The organism is Variovorax glacialis (assembly GCF_051216375.1).
Lineage (GTDB): Bacteria > Pseudomonadota > Gammaproteobacteria > Burkholderiales > Burkholderiaceae_C > Variovorax.
This window is the reverse complement of record NZ_JBPJZT010000003.1, coordinates 1-18,092: the sequence shown is the minus strand read 5'-3', so window position 1 is coordinate 18,092 and position 18,092 is coordinate 1. Positions and strand designations below refer to the sequence as shown.

Genomic DNA, 18,092 nt, shown 5'->3' with positions numbered 1-18,092 from the left:
TGGATAAACCCGGCAGTCTACACTGCCGCCCGGAGGCAGGACTCACTTCCGGCAGATGCCGAGCACCAGTTCCTGCTCCGTGCAAGGGCGGGCCGGCGCGGGTGCCGGCGCCGCCGCCTGTGCCCTGGCGGACGTGGGCGTGCCGAAGCCCGACTGGCCGGCGATGCAGGCGCGCATGCGTTTCTCCATCGGGCCGTAGTAGCGCCACCCCTGGCTCAGCGGAGGCAGTTCCAGTTTCACCTGCTTCCACTTGGGATGGCCATTGGCCTGGAGCTTGTCGAAGTTGGTGCAGAGCGCTTCGCCGAAGCGGACGAGATTGCCGACCGTCGACTGCAAGCCGTAGTCATAGGTCACCAGATAGGCCTTCACCGTGAGGGTGGGGGTGTCTTCCGTGAGCCACGAGGGGTAGCTGCTCACGCGAATGGCCGCGGGGAAGTAGGTCTTCTTGGCGCGCGCCGTTTCAGGCGCCGCCTCGTCCAGCTTCAGGATCTTGATGAACTTCCGTGCCTCGGGCTTCATGTCCGAGAACAGCTTGGCCGGCTGGCCGGCCACGATGATGGCGACATCGATCGTCTTGTCGACCGTGAGCTTGACCAGCGCGTCCTCGTTGGTGAGGTACTGCGCGTTGGCGGGCGATATCGGCTGGTCGAACATCAACTGGTAGAGCGTACGCGCCGTAAGGGCCGTGCCGCTGCCCAACGGCCCGACGCTGATCTTCTTGTCCTTGATCTCGTGGATCGAATTCAGCGGCGAGTCGGCACGCGCGACGAAGTAGATCTCCTCGTCGTAGAGCGGCATGATGAGACGCAACGGGCGGATGATGTTCCCCGCATCCGCGTTGCCCGCCTTGGCCTCGTCGAGGAAGGCCTGGTAGACGTCGGACTGCACCAGCGCCAGCTTGACGCCCGGCTCGAAGCGCATGCGCTGGACGTTCTCCGCCGATCCCTTCGACTCCAGCACCTCCAGGTCGATGCCCGCAGGCTCGGCGACCCACTTGGCGAGATCCTCTCCGATCTTGATATAGGTGCCGGTCTTGGAGGCGGTGACGATCTTGTACTCCGCCCTCGGCGCTGCGAACGCAGAGGACAGTAAGGCCATCCAAATCAGGCCGGTCAACAGGATTCTTGTAGGCATGCTGGCTCCATCGAAGTTTGGTGAACCACGCCAGGCGATGCCCGGCTCCCTTTTCTTGCTCCTCGCCCTCTCGCTTGCGGATTCTGGTTTCTCATCGCTGGCAAAGGGCCAGTGCCGCAAGTGCCTCATTGCACTCTTTTTCCTTCGGGTCCGCTACGCTGATTGCCCTCGGAGGTGCATCGGTCTTCGGAGGCGCCTGCGACACGGAGGCAGGTGCAGCCGGAGGTATCGGGGCCGCTGGCGCGGTGGGCGCGGCCGTTCCCAGCGCGCTGGATGCCTTCTTCGCGGCGTTCTGAAGCTGTTCGCGGCGGTCGGCCTGTGCTTGCAGCCCCTGTTCGAACGACTCCCTCAACGACTGCACCGCAGGATCATCCGAATGGTCGACCTCCAGTTCGTCGAGCACACGTTCCGCCGCGGCCAGGTCGCCGCGGCTCAGGGCGCTCTGCACCTGTGCGACATTCGACTTGAACTCGCGCTGCCTTCCGGCATCGCTCTCACTGTCGAGGTAGAAGTGGTCGAAAAGCAGGGCGGCCGCAAGCACCACCAAGGTGGCGACGATGGCCGTCACAAGGCGAATCGGCACTGCTGCGCTGCCGGCCCAGTGACGCGGAGCGCCGCCTCCCGCCACTTCCTGCTGCCAGAAGGCACCCGGGCGGACCTGCCCGATCTCGGAGCTCTCCTCGTCATTGATGGCGCGGGTCAGGACCAGATTGCCGATGCTTTCCTGGTCCGGCTGGATGGTGTCCGAGAAGTCCACCTCGATGGGCGCCAAGGCCCTGCCCCCGGTCCATTTCGCCTTCGCGACAATCAACGGGAGGGTCTGATCAGTCCCGCAGAATCGGCAAAACCGATCCCCCTCCTGCAACAGCGCAGCACAGTGCTTGCAGGTCACAGGGGACGTCGAGTGCGGATTGGCCACGTTCTCCATAGCTCGGAACAAGGTTGTTCATGCGCACGGCGGAGGATGCAGTCTCAGTCTGGATCCGCGTGGCGTCAATCCGAAGGTGCCGGGCGGGTTCCGGGCGGTCATCCTCCAGCGGGAGGATGCGCTGCGGGTCGACACGCCAAACGTACTTGCTCGGCTATTTCTTCTTGGGGAAATTCCCTGTGAAAAAGTGTCGTTCTGGCAGGGCAAGTGTTGCGCGAGCGCAAAAGTACGCAATCCGCGCGGGCTACCATGAGCCATGGACTGCACGACCCACCTGGAGGCTGAACTGGACCTCTATTTCGCTTGGCTCGCCCAGTTCGAAGCCAGTGTTCCCCGCGCTCACGACGTCGTATCGAGCTGGTATCGCAGCACGGTGCTGCAGGCCTACACGCGCTACTCGTGGTTCAAGCCCTCCACGCCCGGAGAGCCGGCCTTGTGTCTGGCCAACGTCATGGTGGCCGACAGCGCCAGGGGCCAAGGCTACTTCGCGAGGTTCGTCGAGCGCTTCTCCAACGGCGGCGATGGCTTGCAGGCGCGGGTGCTCTATCTCGAGAACATCGCGAGCCCACGGTTCGAGGAAAGGCTCCGTCGCATGGGCTTCCAGCGCTGCTCCTATGGCAGCGGCGAGTTCTCGGCCTATTACCTGACCCGCTAGCAAGCCTCGCTGAGCCGCTCAGATCTCGCGGTCCAGTCCCTGCGCGCGAAGGACGGCCTTCAGGCGCCGCACTTCGTGTTCCAGGTCGAGGATCAGCGCGGCGGCATCGAGGCCCACGCCGAAGTCGCGCTCCAGCCGTCGCGCATCGAGCGCGCATTGCAGGTCGCTGCTGTGAAAGCGCCAGTCGTCCGGCCGCTCTGCGGGCGCGCGCGACTGGATGATGCCCACCTCGACCAGTTGAACCACCCACTCGATCTCCGCCCCGCAGGCGTGGGCGAGTTCGCTGGTGGCGAGCGGGTGCGAGGCGCTCAAGGTGGTGCTGGTGACGGTAACGGTGGCCATGGTCATCACACTCCGAGATGACGGCGCGGATCGAAGGGCGCCGCCTGTGCCAGTTGTTCGTAAGCCTTGCGCGCTGCCTCCGTGTCGGCCGGCGGGAGCGCGATTTCGATCAGCAGATAGAGATTGCCCGGCGGCTTGCCCGGCAACCCCCGTTCCTTCAGCCGCAGCTTGAGGCCGTTGCGCGCATTGGGCGGCACGGTGACTTCCACCACGCCGCCAGAGGGTGTCGGTACTTGCACCTTGGCGCCCAGTGCGCCTTCGGTCGGCGTGATCGGCAGCGTCATGTAGAGATCGCGATCCTCGACGCGGTACAGCTTGTGCGGCGCGATGCGAACTTCGAGGTAGAGATCGCCGGCCGGCTCGCCGCCGTGGCCCGGCATGCCCTGCCCGGCGAGACGGACGTACTGCCCCGGATGCACGCCCGGCGGGATCTTCACGCTCAGCGTCCGCGTCTTCCACTCGGGCCGGCCCTGTGCGTCGATCTCCTGTGAGCGCAGCGTGATCTCGCGTTCCGCACCGTTGAGCGCATCCTCCAGCGCGATCTCGATGGCGGCATGGTGGTCCTCGCCGCGCGCGCGGTAGTTCTTGCGCTCCGCGCCGCGCCGCTCCGCAGCGCCGAACAGCGACGAGAAGAACTCGCTGAAGTCCGCATGGTCGGCCGGCCCCTGGTTCGGGCCGCGATGGAACTCGAAGCCCTCGTCCCATCCGGGTGGCGGCTGGAATCCGCCCTCCGGGCTCCCGCCGCGTGCCACGTGATCGGCGAGCTGGTCGTAGGCGGCGCGCTTTTCCTTGTCACGCAGCACATCGTTCGCCTCGTTGACGTCGCGCATGCGCGTCTCGGCGTCCGGCTCCTTGCTGACGTCCGGGTGGTACTTGCGCGCCAGCTTGCGATAGGCCTTGCGCACCTCGTCCTCGGACGCGCCGCGTTCGAGGCCGAGGATCTTGTAGTAGTCCTTGAAGTCCATGCTGATGAATCCCGAGGTCGACCCGTTCAGGCCAAGGCGGCTCCTCCATCCACGGCCTGCAGGAGCGCCTTCACGCGCCATGCGGAGCCGCTTCGTTCGAAGCGCAGGGGTTGCGCATTGCCGAGCACGCTCATGTCGATCGGCACGCCGAGCAAGGCGGCAAGCACGTAGAGCGATCCGCCGTGCGCCACGATCAACACGGGCGCAGGGTGCGAAAGCGCGTGCGCGAGTGCCGCGCGCTTGCGAGCGACGAACTCGGGCAGCGTCTCGCCGCCTTCGGGCTCGCAGGCCCAGTCGATGTTGGCGGACGAGGTGCCGATCAGCGCGCCGAAATTTCGCTCGCGCAAGCCTTCGAACACCATCGGCGCAATGCCGTGCGGTGCCGACACGGCGTGCGCCGTGGTCAGCGCGCGATGCACGTTGCTGCTCACGATGCTTCGGATCGGTTCGCCGGCCAGCAGCTCGGCGGCGCGAGCGGCCTGCTGCAGTCCCAGTTCGCTCAACGGTTCATCGACTGCCTGGAAGATGCGCCGCGCATTGCACTCGGTCTGGCCGTGGCGCAGGAAGTAGAAGTGGTCGCAGGCAGGCGTCAGCGGCTGTGCGGCCGCCATCCTGGCGAGTTGTCGGAGTCCTTCGTTCATCGGTTCTACAGCATCCATTCGATGGGCAGGATCTCCAGGAAGTTGATCCAGCCACGCTTGAGCGCGCCACTGCCCGGTTCCGTCGTGTAGATCACCTCGCCCTGCGGGGTGCGGTCGATCCACTCCATGCTGCCATCCGGCTTCAGCCGGACCTGGTAGGCCGCCTTGGGAATCGTGGTGTCGACTTGTTGCGCGAGCCGGCCCGCCAGCACAGGGCTGTCGATGATCACGCCCATTTCCGTGTTGAGGTGCGCCGAGCGCGGATCCAGGTTGTAGGAGCCGACGAAGATCCGGTTGCGATCCACCGCAAAGGTCTTTGCGTGCAGGCTCGCGGCGGAACTCGACCGGCTGCCGCTTCCGGGTAGACCCCTGGGCCTGTCGTCGTCCTTGTCGGGCGGCGGTACGCCGATGCCCGGCTTCAACTCGTAGAGCGTGACGCCGGACTGCAGCAACTCCTTGCGGTACTTGGAGTAGCCCGCATGGACCGGGCTGACATCGGTCGCCGACATCGAATTGGTCAGCACGCGGACCTTGATCCCCTTCTGCGCCAGCGCGGTCAGGCCCTTCGTACCGCCCTGGCCGGGCACGAAGTAGGGTGATACCAGGTCGAGTTCGCCCTGCGGATTGCCGAATGCTTCGATGAGCTGCGGCATCATCTCCAGGTCCTTGCGGTTGGTCCGGTCGAGCACCTTGGCCGGGTCGTCGTGGATCACGCGCGCCGTGGTCCATTCGAAATCGAGTTGTTTGTTGGCCAATTGCCGCAGCAGGGGGGTCTCGCGCACCGCCTCGATGTAGCGCTTCGCTTCCAGATCCTGGCGGACCTCGTCCCACTTGGCGCGCAGACGTGCCGCGCCGTCGGCCTCTGCGGGCGGCAGCACGCTCGCGGCAGGATAGGCGGACGCACTGTTCCAGAACAGGTCGAATTCCTTCGACACCTCCTGCACCACGGGCCCTACCGCCATCACGTCGAGATCCTGGAAGCCGACTTCCATGTTGGCGCCGTAGTACTCGTCGCCCACGTTGCGTCCGCCCACGATCGACACCAGGTTGTCGGCAGTGAAGGACTTGTTGTGCATGCGCCGGTTGACGCGCGAGAAATCGGTAATGAAGTCGCCGGCCCTGAAGCGGCGGCTCGGGAAGGGATTGAAGAGCCGGATCTCGATGTTGGGGTGCGCGTCCAGCGCCGCCAGCGTGGGGTCGAGGCCCCCGGTGTTCGCATCGTCGAGCAGCAGGCGAACGCGGACGCCACGCTCGGCGGCTTTCCAGATCGCCTCCCACAGCAACTGGCCGGTCGTGTCGCCATGCCAGATGTAGTACTGCAGGTCGAGGCTTCGATCGGCGATCTGCGTGAGCACGATCCTGGCCGCAAAGGCATCTTCGGCGACGGAAAGCGCGTGGATGCCGGACTTGCCCGGATGGGCGGCCGTGAGAGCCCGCAGCGACTGCGCGAGGCGGGTGTCGTCGGTCTTCGTAATGGCGGTGGATTCGGTGCGCTCGACCTGTCCGGGCAAGCTGGCACAGCCCGAGACGAGCAAGCCGAAGAGGAAGGCAACGAGTACACGCGACAAGATCATGAACGGCCCGGGTCGACGATGACGAGCGGCCATTCTAGGCAGAGCTTCATGTCTCACCGGACTTTCCTACAGCTTGGGAATGCGCAGGGTCTTGCTGATCATCAGGGTGCCGGACAGCGCAAAGAGCAGCGATAGGGGATGGAGGATCCACGGTCCGATCGACCATGCACCGCCCCAGACCGCATCGCCGATCCGGCCCTGCCAGGCGGCGAGCGCGAGAACGCCCACCAGCACGACGCTGGTCGGAATCGGCGTGCCTTCGAAGTACTTGACCTTGTCGGCACCTTCGGAGAGCGCTTCGGCCGTCACGTTGTACCGCGCGAGCCGGCTCACGCCGCAGCAGACGAAGTAGATGAGCACGACGCAATCCCAGCCGCCGTTGAGTCCCGCCGCGAAGGCGAGGGACGCAGGCATCACGCCGAAGGAGATGACGTCGGCCAGCGAGTCGAGTTCGCGCCCGAGTGCGGAATGCGTCTGGCGCCAGCGAGCGATGCGGCCGTCGAACACGTCGAAGATGAAGGCGGCGGGTGCCAGTGCGGCGGCCCACAGGAAGTGGCTGAGCGACTTGCTGCCCACATAGGCCATCGCGAGGAATACCGCGCCAACGCCGCAGGCCGCGTTGCCCAGGGTGAACACATCGGCCAGGTGGAAGCCCCGGATCATCGAGAAGTGCTTTCGGACGGGCGCCGCTGCGGAGGGGGTAGTGGCCATGGGTGCTTTCGTTTTTGGAAAGTTGCGGGACACCTTAGCGCATGCGCGCTTGGGATTGTGTAGTCGCATTCTGATGTGTTGGGCTGGGGGGTGGGGCGGCGTCGTCGGGCGGTGTGCCCCGTGCCGGCCGACGTCACCGGCCGCTTCGCGGCTTCCCTGCGCTGCTCACGCCAGGCGGGGTCCGCGCAAACTCGCTGCACTTCGTTTCGCTCAAACACGCGCGGCCCTTATCCGCCTGTCGCTGCGCTGCTCGGCGGTGCCTCAACGGCCGGCACAGGGCACACCGCCCGACGACGCTGAACGGGATGGTTGAACTGTCCGCTGCAATCGTCGTGAATGTGCGCAGGCTGCGACGTTAGAGACGCCCACAACCGTTGCATCTTTGACAGAGCCCGGTAGGTGGTGCGGGCCGGCGGACCCCTCTGCGCCGCTGAGGAGCGCAGCTTCAGGCGGAAAAAGGGCCGCGCGTGTTTGAGCGCAGCGAGTTTGCGCGGACCCCGCCTGAAGCGAGCACCGGAAGGCAGCCCGAAGGGCCGGCGCAGCGGGGTCCGCCGGCCCGCACCGCCTACCGGGCGCCCCCCGCAGCGAACACAACGTCACCCCCCAACAGCACTACGCCGATCCACCTTCCGACTAAGCACGACAGAAGTATGCGTCTGCTGAATCCCATCAATAAGCCCGATCCGATCAAGCAAGTCATCCAGTTGCTCATTCGTCTCGCACCGAAGAAACACCATGTAGTCGAACTGCCCGCTGACCGCCGACAATTCCTCGACCTCCGGCAACCGCTCCAGCGCACGGACAACACCCGCCCCCATCTTCGGCGCGACGCTCAGCCCGCAATAGGCACGCACAGCCGCCTGTTCCAGCCGCTTGCCGAGCCGCACGCCATACCCGGCAATCACACCGTCGCGTTCAAGACGCGCAATACGCGCAACGATCGTCGTACGTGCCACACCGAGCTTGCGCGCCAGGAGCGCCGCCGACTCGCGCGCGTTGGCCTGGAGCAGGCTCAGCAGGTGACGATCGATGTCGTCCAACGGGTGTGGACCCTATTCGACTTCCGCGATGAGTTCGATCTCGACACAGGCGCCCAGCGGAACCTGCGCCACGCCAAAGGCGCTGCGCGCGTGCGCACCCTTCTCGCTGCCGAAGACCTCCGCCATCAACTCACTCGCACCGTTCGTCACCAGATGCTGCTCGGTGAACGTGCCGACCGAATTCACCAGACTCATCAGCTTGACGATGCGCTTCACCTTGTTCAGATCGCCGATGGCTGCGTGCAGCGTGCCGAGCAGTTCGATCGCGATACCGCGCGCCGCCTGCCTGCCCTCGTCCGTCGTCAGCGTGGCGCCGAGCTGGCCGACCCACGGCTTGCCATCTTTCCGCGCAATGTGGCCGGACAGGAACACCAGATTGCCCGTCTGCACGAAAGGCACGTACGCGGCAGCGGGAACCGAAACGGGCGGCAGGGTGATGCCGAGGCTGGAAAGCTTGTCGTAGACGCTCATGAAGACTCCTTGTTCTGGGATTGCGTTTGCGTTTGCATTTGCGATTGCCCCTGCGATTGTGCGACGCGCGCCGCCTCCTCGCGAAGCTCCTCCAGAGGCCGCACCGTCACGCTGACGGCCAGCGTGTGCCGCGCGCCGCCGTGCAACACGCCGCGCATGGGCGACACGTCCGAATAGTCACGCCCGATCGCGAGCGTCACGTAGTCCTCGCCCGGCTGGCGCCCGTTGGTCGGGTCGAAGTCGGCCCAGGCACCCGGTCCGTCTTCACCGGGTAGATAGACCGACACCCACGCATGCGACGCATCGGCGCCGATCAGGCGCGGACGTCCCGGTGGCGGCTGCGTCAGCAGGTAGCCGCTCACGTAGCGCGCAGGCAGGCCCATCGTTCGCAGGCACGCGATCATGATGTGCGCGAAATCCTGGCAGACGCCGCGGCGCTGGGCCAGTGCCTCGATGGCCGGCGTGCTGATCTCGGTGCTCTCGGAGTCGTATTCGAAGTCGCGGTACATGCGCATCGTCAGATCCATCGCGACGTCGAATGCCGGCCGGCCCGCCGCGAAGCTGGGTCGCGCGTAGGCGGCGAAGTCGTCATGCCGGGGAACATAGCGCGACGGAAAAACGAAGTCCGAAGCCGCGTCGTAGCCCGAATCCTTGACGTAGCGAAAGCGCTCGCGCACCTCCTCCCACGGGAGTTCACGCGCCACCGCAGTCGACAGCACGGGGGACGAAGTGTCCACCACGCTCTCCGCCGTGACGACCAGTTCCTCGTGCGTCGACTCCAGCGCGAAGAAGGCGCGCGCGTTGCCGTAGACGTCCGGCGACTCGTTGCGCTGCGCAGGTGTGGGACTGATCGTCAGCGCATGGCTCACCAGGCGCTGCGACAGCGTGTCCATCGGCTTCAGGTGCGCCAGGTGCTGCGCCGTCTCGACCGGCGGCGTGTAGTCGTAGCGCGTGGAATGCGTGACATGGAGCAGCATGGTCAGACTCCCACGGACCGGACGGATTCCGAAGTCAGCGTGAAGTAGCGCGTTCCGATCGCGTCCGACACGTGGTACGCGGCCGTTTCGCAGGCGTCGAAAAGCTGGACCAGCGCAGGATACTGCGCGTCGGGCCCGGCCGCGCACAGGTGTTCCAGCGTCCAGGTGTCCGGATCGGGCAACTCGTAGGACAGCGCAGTGAGCTTGTCCGGCGCGCTGCCCGCGAGCCGGGCGATGCGCTTGCGCAGTGTCTGCGTCACCCAAGCCAGTGAACGCGGGTTGTCGCCGTCGAGCACCAAGAGATCGACCAACGTGGCGACGTCGCGACGCTGCTGATAGCGCGCGTGGAAGGTGATGGTGCTGTCGAACAGCGCCACCATCGCCTCGAAGCCGCTCACCTCGTGCACCGAGCCATGCTCGAAGCCGGCCGCCAGCGCGCTGGCCAGGAACCCCAGGCGCTCGATGTGGCGGCCGATCGACAGCAGCCGCCACGCGTCGTCGCGCGTCATGCGGTCGGTCTGGGCGCCGGTCATCGCGGCCAGCGCGGTGCTCGCGGATTCGAGCAGGCGGAGCGCCGCGCCGGTGGCATAGCCGCCTTCGCCTTTTTCGCTGGCCTGCTCGGCGCTTCGGCGCAGGAAGTCGGTCTCGGCCCGGACGATCTGGTTCCAGTGGTCCTGCGACAAGCGCTCGCGCACCGCAGCGGCCGACTGCCGCACGCAGCGCAGGCTGTAGCCCACGCTGCCTCCCATGTCCACGTCACCGAGCTCCGCAATCAGCGCGCGCTCGAACACGCGACGCGACTTCGGCAGGCTCGGCACTTCGGGCGACACCAGCGCATTGCGCAGCGCCAGCCGATGCAGCCAGACCAGCAGCGCGCGGGAGGAGGTGTCCTCGCCGCCCAGCAGGTCGATGGTGAGCCGTGCCAGGCGCACTGCGTTCTCGGCGCGTTCCGTATAGCGGCCCAGCCAGAACATGTTCTCGGCTGCACGGCTGGTGACCGGTGCGCGATGCCGCGCCAGCGAGGCCGGCGTCGCGTGCGGCTGTAGAAGGCTGGTGCGGTCGACCTCGCCATGGGTTTGCACCCACACGTCGGCGCTGCTGCCGCCGCGCTGCATCGAGGCGATCTGCGCATCGGGCCCGACCAGGCGCGCGAGGCCGCCCGGCAGCACGCGCCACGAGCGCGGGCCGTCGATGACGGCGAACACCCGCAACAGCACCGAGCGCGGCGCGATGTGGCCGCGGCCCATGTCCTGCGTCCAGGTCGGCATCTGCGACAGCGGCAGGTAGCTCTGCACCGTGTGCTCGTCGCCCTGGCGCACGATGCGGCCGGCCCACTCGTCGAGTTCGCGTCGGCCCATGTGGTGGCCCAGCACCGCGTCGAAGCTGGTGTGCGAGTCGTCGCCGGGGTAGGTGGACTTGATCGCGCATTCGGCCAGTTGCGGCAGCACGCCCTCCATGGCGGCGCGCTCGCCGCACCACCAGGTGGGCAGCGCGGGCAGTTGCAGCTTCTCGCCGATCAAATGCCGCGCCAGCGCGGGCAGGAAGCCGAGCAGGGCGGGCGACTCCAGGAATGCCGAGCCGGGCATGTTGGCTACCAGCACGTTGCCAGCGCGGATCGCCTGCAGCAGGCCCGGCACGCCGAGCGTCGAATCGGGGCGTAGCTCCAGCGGATCAAGGTACTGGTCGTCCAGCCGCTTGATCAGCCCATGCACCGGCCGCAGTCCCTGCAGCGTCTTGAGGTAGAGCCGCTGGTCGCGCACCGTGAGGTCGTTGCCCTCGACCAGCGTGACGCCCAGGTAGCGGGACAGGTAGGCGTGCTCGAAGTAGGTCTCGTTGTACGGGCCGGGCGTGAGCAGCGCGATGTGCGGCGGCTGGCCGGACGGGCACATGGTCTGCAGCCCTTCCATCATCGCGTTGTAGGTGGCGGCGAGGCGCTGCACATGCAGGTTCTCGAAAGCCTGCGGGAACTGGCGTGCGATGGCGAGCCGGTTTTCGAGCAGGTAGCCCAGCCCCGACGGTGCCTGCGTGCGCTGCGAGACGACCCACCAGTTGCCGTCGGGCCCGCGTGCAAGGTCGAAGGCCGCGATGTGAAGCCAGGTGTCGCCGGGCGGCTTCACGCCGTGCATCGCGCGCAGGTAGCCCGGATGGCCCTGGACCAGGGCCGGTGGCAGCAGGCCTTCGGCCAGCAGTTGCTGCGGTCCGTAGACGTCGGCCAACACACGGTCGAGCACGCGCACGCGCTGCTGCACGCCGGCCTCGACCTGCGCCCAGCTCTCGGGCGAGACGATCAAGGGGAACAGGTCGAGCGACCACGGCCGCTGCGGGCCGTCGGCATCGGCGTAGACGTTGTAGGTGACGCCGTTGTCTCGGATCTGCCGCTCCAGGCTGATCGCCCGGCGCGGCAAGTCGTCGAAGCCGCCGGCCCCGAGGTTTTCGAAGAAGCCGGCCCAGGAGGGCGAGAGGGGCGCGTGTTCACGGAGCGCTTCATCGCCTTCCTCGGCCACGCGTGCGGCCGGTGGGACGGACGACGCGTCATAGAGCGGCGCGGGTTGCGAAGGCGGCCCGTGGCGCGAGGCGCTCTGCGGCGTGGCCGCGCCACGCAATTCATCGAAGTGCCCCGGCGCAGCCGGTGGGGCGAGGGCGGACGCTAGCGCTGCAGGTGCTTCCAGCGCTTGTGCGTCAAAGAGGGATTCGTTCATTGGGTCCACGGTGCGTTGATTGTCACACTGCGGTCACGGCGCCCGGCTTGTGCGGCGTGAGAAATGTCCCAATGGATGTGCTTGACACCCCTCAGCGACGAAGGTCCAGCGTGAACGGAAACTCGCGGCTTCCCGCCAGCTCGATGGTCGCCGGCGGTGTGCTCATCAGCCCCGGCGTGTGCCCCATGCGCGAGAAGCGCGAGTGGCGCCGGCTCTCGGCCTCGTAGGCGTTCACCGGGAAGGTGTCGTAGTTTCGTCCGCCCGGATGGGCCACGAAGTACTGGCAGCCGCCCAGCGAACGCTTCATCCACGTGTCGACGATGTCGAAGGTCAAAGGCGCATGCGCGCCGATGCTCGGATGCAGCGCCGATGGCGGATTCCAGGCCTTGTAGCGCACGCCCGCCACGAACTCGCCGACCGTGCCCGTCGGCTGCAGCGGCAGCACCTTGCCGTTGACGGTGATGACGTGCCGGCTTTCGTTCAGGCCGGTCACGCGCACCTCGATGCGTTCCAGCGACGAATCCACATAGCGCACCGTGCCACCGGCCGAGCCCTCTTCGCCCATCACGTGCCATGGCTCCAGCGCATTGCGCAAGGTCAGCTCGATGCTCATCGCCTGCACCTGCCCCACCAGCGGGAAGCGGAATTCGAAATGCGGTGCGAACCAGTTAGGGTCGAAGGCGAAGCCGGCCTGCCGCATCTCGCTGATGACGTCGTCGAAGTCCATCTTGACGAAGGTGGGCAGCAGGAAGCGGTCGTGCAGCTCCGTGCCCCAGCGCGTGGCGGGGGCCTTGTAGGGCTCGTCCCAGAAGCGCGCGATGAAGGCGCGCAGCAGCAGTTGCTGCGCGATGCTCATGCGCGCATGCGGCGGCATCTCGAAGGCGCGCAGCTCCAACAGGCCCAGCCGGCCGGTGCTGGAGTCGGGCGAGTAGAGCTTGTCGATGCAGAACTCGCTGCGGTGCGTGTTGCCGGTGACATCGACCAGGATGTTGCGCAGCGTGCGGTCCACCAGCCAGGCCGGCATGTTCTGGCCGTAGATCTCGCGGTTGCGGGCAATCTCCTTGAGCGCGATCTCCAACTCGTAGACCTGATCGTTGCGGGCTTCGTCGACCCGCGGCGCTTGGCTGGTCGGGCCGATGAACATGCCCGAGAACAAATAGCTGAGCGACGGATGGTTGTGCCAGTACAGCAGCAGGCTCGCGAGCAGCTCGGGCCGGCGCAGGAAGGGGCTGTCGGTCGGCACGGCGCCGCCCATCACGAAGTGGTTGCCGCCGCCGGTGCCGGTGTGGCGGCCGTCGGTCATGAACTTTTCTGCCGAGAGGCGCGTCTCGAACGCGGCGTTGTAGAGGAACTCGGTGTGGTCGACCAGTTCGCGCCAGTTGTGCGCCGGGTGGATGTTCACCTCGATCACGCCCGGGTCCGGCGTGACCTGCAGCATCTTGAGGCGCGGGTCGCGCGGCGGCGGGTAGCCTTCCATCACGATCTTCACGCCGAGTTGTTCGGCCGTGGCTTCGACGGCGGCGACGAGGTCGAGATAGTCCTCCAGCCTTGCGAGCGGCGGCATGAAGACGTACAGCACGCCCGAGGCGCTGCCGAGCTTCTCGGCTGAAGGACCGTTGGCGCGGCGCGGGTCGCGCACTTCGACGCACAGCGCGGTGCGCGTGACCCAGTAGGCCGACTCGCCGCGACGCGGCATCCGTGGCGTCGTCGGGTCCGATGAGGATTCCTTTCCGTCACCGGTCTCTCCGCCGGGCGTCTGCAGGCGCAGCGCCGCGGCCGTCACCGGCGGCGTGCCGAAGGCGTAGGGCACCGCGCTGCGGTCCGCGTTCGGCCCGGCCGGCGGGCCTGCGTAGCGGGCACGGAAGTCCGCGCCGGTCGGCAAGGCACCGCGTGGCGCGGTCGGGTCGCGCTCGACGAGGTAGGGGTAGTCGCCCTTGCTGGCCCACGGCTGCGAGTCGAGTGGCAGGCGATAGCCCATCGGCGAGTCGCCCGGGATCAGGTACATGCGGTCGTCGCGCAGGAACCACGGCCCGGTCTTCCAGCCCGGACCCGCCAGCGCCGGCGCATCGGAATCGGCATTGGATGCCTCGATCGGCAGCATGTAGCCGATCACCGCGTCGAGCTTCTGAGTGAACACGCGGCGCAGGCGCACACGTTCCATCTCGTCGTCGAGCTTCGACTCGAAAGGATCGACGTTGACGGGCAACCGGCGTTCGCGCCAGAGGTAGTAGTAGACGTCTTCGTAGCCCGGCTGGATGTAGCGCTCGGTCAGACCGAGGCGGTGCGCGAGCACGGTGGTGAAGCGGCGCGCGTCCTCGCTCGTGTAGTGCGTGGGGTGGCGCTCGTCCGCGAAGAGCTCCGGGTTGTGCCAGAGCGTCTCGCCGTCGGCGCGCCAGAAGATCGACAAGGCCCAGCGCGGCAACTGCTCGCCCGGGTACCACTTGCCCTGCCCGAAGTGCAGGAAGCCGCCCTGGCCGTATTCGGCGCGCAGCTTGTGCACGAGTTCGGTCGCGTAGCCGCGCTTGGTCGGGCCGAGCGCATCGGTGTTCCATTCGGCCGCATCGCGGTCGCTGGTGGCCACGTAGGTCGGCTCGCCGCCCATGGTGAGGCGCACGTCGCCAGCCTTCAGGCGCTTGTCGACCGCGTCGCCCAATGCCAGCACCTCGGCCCATTGCTCCTCGGTGTAGGGCTTGGTCACGCGCGGCGATTCGTGGATGCGCGTGACCTTCATTTCATGGCCGAACTCGACTTCGGCATCGTCCACCACGCCTTCGATCGGCGCGGCGCTCGATGGCGTCGGCGTGCAGGCCAGCGGGATGTGGCCTTCGCCGGCCAGCAGGCCGGAGGTGGCGTCGAGACCGATCCAGCCCGCGCCGGGCAGGAAGACCTCGCACCAGGCGTGCAGGTCGGTGAAATCGACGGTGGTGCCGCTGGGGCCGTCGAGCGCCTTCACGTCGGGCGTCAACTGGATCAGGTAGCCCGACACGAAGCGCGCCGCCAGCCCGCAATGGCGCAGCAGCTGCACGAGCAGCCAGCCCGAGTCGCGGCACGAGCCGGAGCCGTTGGTGAGCGTCTCTTCCGGCGTCTGCACGCCGGGCTCCATGCGGATCAGGTAGTTGACGTCCTTCTGCACCTGCTGGTTGATGCCGACCAGGAAATCGATGGTGCGCTGTTCCTTGCGGTCGATCTTCTCCAGGTAGGCCTTGACCAGCGGTGTGGCTTCCTCGACGACGAGGTAGGGCGCGAGTTCGGTCGCCTGCGACTCGGTGTACTTGAAGGGGAAGTTCTCGGCCTGCGGCTCCAGGAAGAAGTCGAAGGGGTTGTAGACCGCCATCTCGACCACGAGGTCGACCGTGACCTTGAATTCCCGCGTCTTCTCGGGAAAGACCAGCCGCGCCAGGTAGTTCGCGAACGGATCCTGCTGCCAGTTGATGAAGTGCTGCTCGGGCTCGACGCGCAGCGAATAGGAGATCACGTTACTTCGGCAATGCGGCGCAGGACGCAGGCGGATCACCTGAGGCCCAAGTTGCACCGGACGGTCGTACTTGTAGTGAGTGACGTGGTGGAGCGCGGCGTGAATGGACATTATTTTTCAGTGCGTCGAGCGTGCCTCGGGTGAGACGCATACTAGCCGACATGGAAAGCAATTAGCGCGCCACAGAGCCGTGTTAAGGGAGAGGTTGCAGCATGAGGTCGGGAGTTCTCGTGAGGCCGGGCAGGGAATCGCCCGGCCTGGTCGTTTTCGCCGCCATGGCGGGTTCGGTGCTGGGCGCCGCGCTGCAATTGCAGCAACCGGCGCTCTGGGCCTGGACGGGTTATGCAGGGCTCATGGCGGGTGCGCTGGCTGGCTGGCTGGCCTTGCACTCGTTTGGAAGCCGGGTCCGACGCGCCTTGCCGATGGCGTTGCTTCTTGGCGCCTTGGGCGGCGCCGGGTTGGCGGGCTGGCGTGCCGTGGGCTACGCCGATGGCGCGTTGCCGGCGGCGCTCGAAGGGCGGGACGTGCGGGTGGTCGGCGTCGTCGCGCAGATGCCCCAGCCTGGCGAGGGCTCGGTCCGCTTCACCTTGGACGTCGAATCCGCCGAGCTTCCGGGTGTGCCCGGGGTTCTGTCGCTGGCCTGGTATGCCGAAGGGTCCGGCCTGTGGGGCGGAGGCGACGCAGGCGAAGCGCCCGGCCCTGTGCACGCGGGCGAGCGCTGGCAACTCACGGTTCGGCTCAAGGCGCCGCACGGCAACCTCAATCCGCATGGCTTCGACCACGAACTGCGCCTGTGGGAGCAGGGCGTTCATGCCACCGGCTATGTGCGGACCGGCCCCCGTGATCCGCGCCCCGAACGCCTCGCCGTGACCTGGCACCACCCGGTCGAGCGCATGCGGGAGTCCGTGCGCGATGCGATCGTAGAACGGGTGGCCGACCCGCGCCTGTCGGGCGTCATCGCCGCGCTGGTCACCGGCGACCAGGGCGCGATCGATCGTGCCGACTGGAACGTCTTCCGCGCGACCGGCGTCGCCCACCTGATGGCGATCTCCGGTCTCCACATCACGATGTTCGCCTGGCTGGCCGCGCTGGTGGTGGATGCCCTGTGGCGGCGCAGCGGCCGTCTGATGCTGCGCTGGCCGGCACAGCATGCGGGGCTGGTCGGCGGCGTGCTGCTGGCGGCGCTGTACGCCATCTTCAGCGGCTGGGGTGTGCCTTCCCAGCGCACGGTCTGGATGCTCGCGGCCGTCGGCCTGCTGCGCCTGACGGGGCGTCGCTGGCCCTGGCCCTTCGTCTGGCTTTGTGCCTGCGCGGTCGTGGTGGCGCTCGATCCGTGGGCGTTGACGCAGCCGGGTTTCTGGTTGAGCTTCGTGGCGGTGGGGGTGCTCTTCGCGGCTAATGCCGAATCGCCCCCGGGCGATCGTCCCGGCATCGGAAGCCGGCTGGCCCGCGTCTGGCGCGAGCAATGGGTCGTCACGCTGGCGCTGACGCCGCTGACCTTGCTGCTCTTCCAGCAAGTCTCGGTTGTCGGCCTGCTGGCGAACGGGGTGGCGATTCCCTGGGTCACGCTGGTCGTCACGCCGCTCGCGATGCTCGGTGTCCTGCTGCCACCGCTTTGGGATGCTGCCGCCTGGGCCGTGCAGGTTCTGTCATGGGGGCTGCAGTGGCTCGCGAGCCTGCCATTCGCTACCTTGACGATGCCCGCGCCCCCACTCTGGATGGCCGCGGCCGGCGTGGCGGGCGGCATTCTGCTGGCCATGCGCCTGCCGTGGTCGATGCGCCTGCTCGGCCTGCCGCTGCTCCTTCCGGTGCTGCTCTGGCAGACGCCGCGACCGCCCACGGGCGAGTTCGAGCTTCTGGCAGCCGATATCGGGCAGGGCAACGCCGTCCTGGTGCGCACCGCCGGGCACAGCCTGCTCTATGACGCCGGGCCCCGCTACAGCCTGGAAAGCGATGCCGGCGATCGGGTCATCGTGCCGCTGCTGCGGGCTTTCGGCGAGCGGCTCGACACCCTCGTGCTGAGCCACCGCGACAGCGACCACACCGGCGGGGCGGGCGCGGTACTCGGCGCGCAGCCGCAGGCGGAACTGTTGAGCTACATCGAGCCCGGGCATCCGCTGCAGGCGCTTCGCCCGGCCAGGCGCTGCGAGGCGGGGCAGCGCTGGACCTGGGATGGCGTGGACTTCGAAGTCCTGCATCCGTTCGGGTCCGACTACCGGACCTTCACCAAGCCCAACGCCGTCTCGTGCGTGCTCCGCATCGCCAACGGCCGCGCGACAGCCATCCTGGCCGGCGACATCGAGCGCCTTCAGGAAGCCGCGCTGGTGTCGCGCACGCCCGACCTGCGGGCCGACCTGCTCCTCGTGCCCCACCACGGAAGCAGTTTCTAGCATTCATGCGGCTCGCAGCCCGATGTGCGGGATTCGTGCGAGTTTCGCCGGCTTACGGTGGATGTACGCCCGCACCTCCGCACGCAGCCA

General features: G+C 67.3%; 14 protein-coding genes. 2 read left to right on the top strand and 12 right to left on the bottom strand.

The window, feature by feature from the left end:
* Positions 1 to 42 precede the first annotated feature (42 nt).
* Both ACSFBL_RS08615 and ACSFBL_RS08610 read right to left on the bottom strand, forming a co-directional pair.
* Positions 43 to 1,134 (bottom strand): TAXI family TRAP transporter solute-binding subunit, encoded by a 1,092-nt coding sequence (locus ACSFBL_RS08615; RefSeq protein ID WP_435515358.1) that lies wholly within the window; start codon positions 1,132 to 1,134, stop codon positions 43 to 45.
* Positions 1,135 to 1,225: 91 nt separating this feature from the next.
* The gene (locus ACSFBL_RS08610) at positions 1,226 to 2,062 is read right to left on the bottom strand and encodes a zinc ribbon domain-containing protein (protein WP_435515357.1); all 837 of its coding nucleotides are present in this window, start codon (positions 2,060 to 2,062) and stop codon (positions 1,226 to 1,228) included.
* 256 nt (positions 2,063 to 2,318) lie between these two features.
* Between ACSFBL_RS08610 and ACSFBL_RS08605 the strand changes: the two genes are divergently transcribed.
* Positions 2,319 to 2,717 carry a hypothetical protein gene (locus ACSFBL_RS08605; RefSeq protein ID WP_435515356.1) on the top strand — a complete coding sequence of 133 codons (399 nt, stop codon included), beginning with the start codon at positions 2,319 to 2,321 and terminating at the stop codon, positions 2,715 to 2,717.
* Between the two features lie 18 nt (positions 2,718 to 2,735).
* Here the strand turns inward: ACSFBL_RS08605 and ACSFBL_RS08600 are convergent, their stop codons facing one another.
* The 10 genes from ACSFBL_RS08600 to ACSFBL_RS08555 form a co-directional block, all read right to left on the bottom strand.
* Positions 2,736 to 3,059: a chaperone modulator CbpM gene (locus tag ACSFBL_RS08600; RefSeq protein WP_435515355.1), complete on the bottom strand. Its 324-nt coding sequence runs from the start codon at positions 3,057 to 3,059 to the stop codon at positions 2,736 to 2,738.
* Between the two features lie 5 nt (positions 3,060 to 3,064).
* Entirely contained in the window at positions 3,065 to 4,024 is a 960-nt protein-coding gene (locus tag ACSFBL_RS08595; protein WP_435515354.1) for a DnaJ C-terminal domain-containing protein, read from the bottom strand.
* A gap of 26 nt (positions 4,025 to 4,050) precedes the next feature.
* On the bottom strand, positions 4,051 to 4,665 hold the full coding sequence (locus tag ACSFBL_RS08590) for a histidine phosphatase family protein (protein ID WP_435515353.1): 615 nt from the start codon (positions 4,663 to 4,665) through the stop codon (positions 4,051 to 4,053).
* Positions 4,666 to 4,670: 5 nt separating this feature from the next.
* Complete coding sequence (locus ACSFBL_RS08585) at positions 4,671 to 6,239, bottom strand: phospholipase D family protein (protein ID WP_435515352.1); 1,569 nt, start codon at positions 6,237 to 6,239, stop codon at positions 4,671 to 4,673.
* 66 nt (positions 6,240 to 6,305) lie between these two features.
* Positions 6,306 to 6,950, bottom strand: coding sequence for a CDP-alcohol phosphatidyltransferase family protein (locus ACSFBL_RS08580; RefSeq protein ID WP_435515351.1), 645 nt, complete (start codon positions 6,948 to 6,950; stop codon positions 6,306 to 6,308).
* A gap of 596 nt (positions 6,951 to 7,546) precedes the next feature.
* Positions 7,547 to 7,990, bottom strand: coding sequence for an Lrp/AsnC family transcriptional regulator (locus ACSFBL_RS08575; protein WP_435515350.1), 444 nt, complete (start codon positions 7,988 to 7,990; stop codon positions 7,547 to 7,549).
* A 12-nt stretch (positions 7,991 to 8,002) separates the two neighbouring features.
* Complete coding sequence (locus ACSFBL_RS08570) at positions 8,003 to 8,461, bottom strand: RidA family protein (protein WP_435515349.1); 459 nt, start codon at positions 8,459 to 8,461, stop codon at positions 8,003 to 8,005.
* Positions 8,458 to 9,438 carry a transglutaminase family protein gene (locus ACSFBL_RS08565; RefSeq protein WP_435515348.1) on the bottom strand — a complete coding sequence of 327 codons (981 nt, stop codon included), beginning with the start codon at positions 9,436 to 9,438 and terminating at the stop codon, positions 8,458 to 8,460. The genes ACSFBL_RS08570 and ACSFBL_RS08565 overlap by 4 nt, the downstream gene beginning before the upstream one ends.
* Before the next feature lie 2 nt (positions 9,439 to 9,440).
* The gene (locus tag ACSFBL_RS08560; RefSeq protein WP_435515347.1) at positions 9,441 to 12,137 is read right to left on the bottom strand and encodes a circularly permuted type 2 ATP-grasp protein; all 2,697 of its coding nucleotides are present in this window, start codon (positions 12,135 to 12,137) and stop codon (positions 9,441 to 9,443) included.
* A gap of 91 nt (positions 12,138 to 12,228) precedes the next feature.
* Positions 12,229 to 15,723, bottom strand: coding sequence for a transglutaminase family protein (locus ACSFBL_RS08555; protein WP_435515346.1), 3,495 nt, complete (start codon positions 15,721 to 15,723; stop codon positions 12,229 to 12,231).
* A gap of 101 nt (positions 15,724 to 15,824) precedes the next feature.
* Here ACSFBL_RS08555 and ACSFBL_RS08550 point away from each other — a divergent pair, with 101 nt between their 5' ends.
* A complete protein-coding gene (locus ACSFBL_RS08550) occupies positions 15,825 to 18,002 on the top strand; it encodes a DNA internalization-related competence protein ComEC/Rec2 (RefSeq protein WP_435515345.1) in 2,178 nt (725 codons plus the stop codon).
* The last annotated feature ends 90 nt before the right edge of the window (positions 18,003 to 18,092 follow it).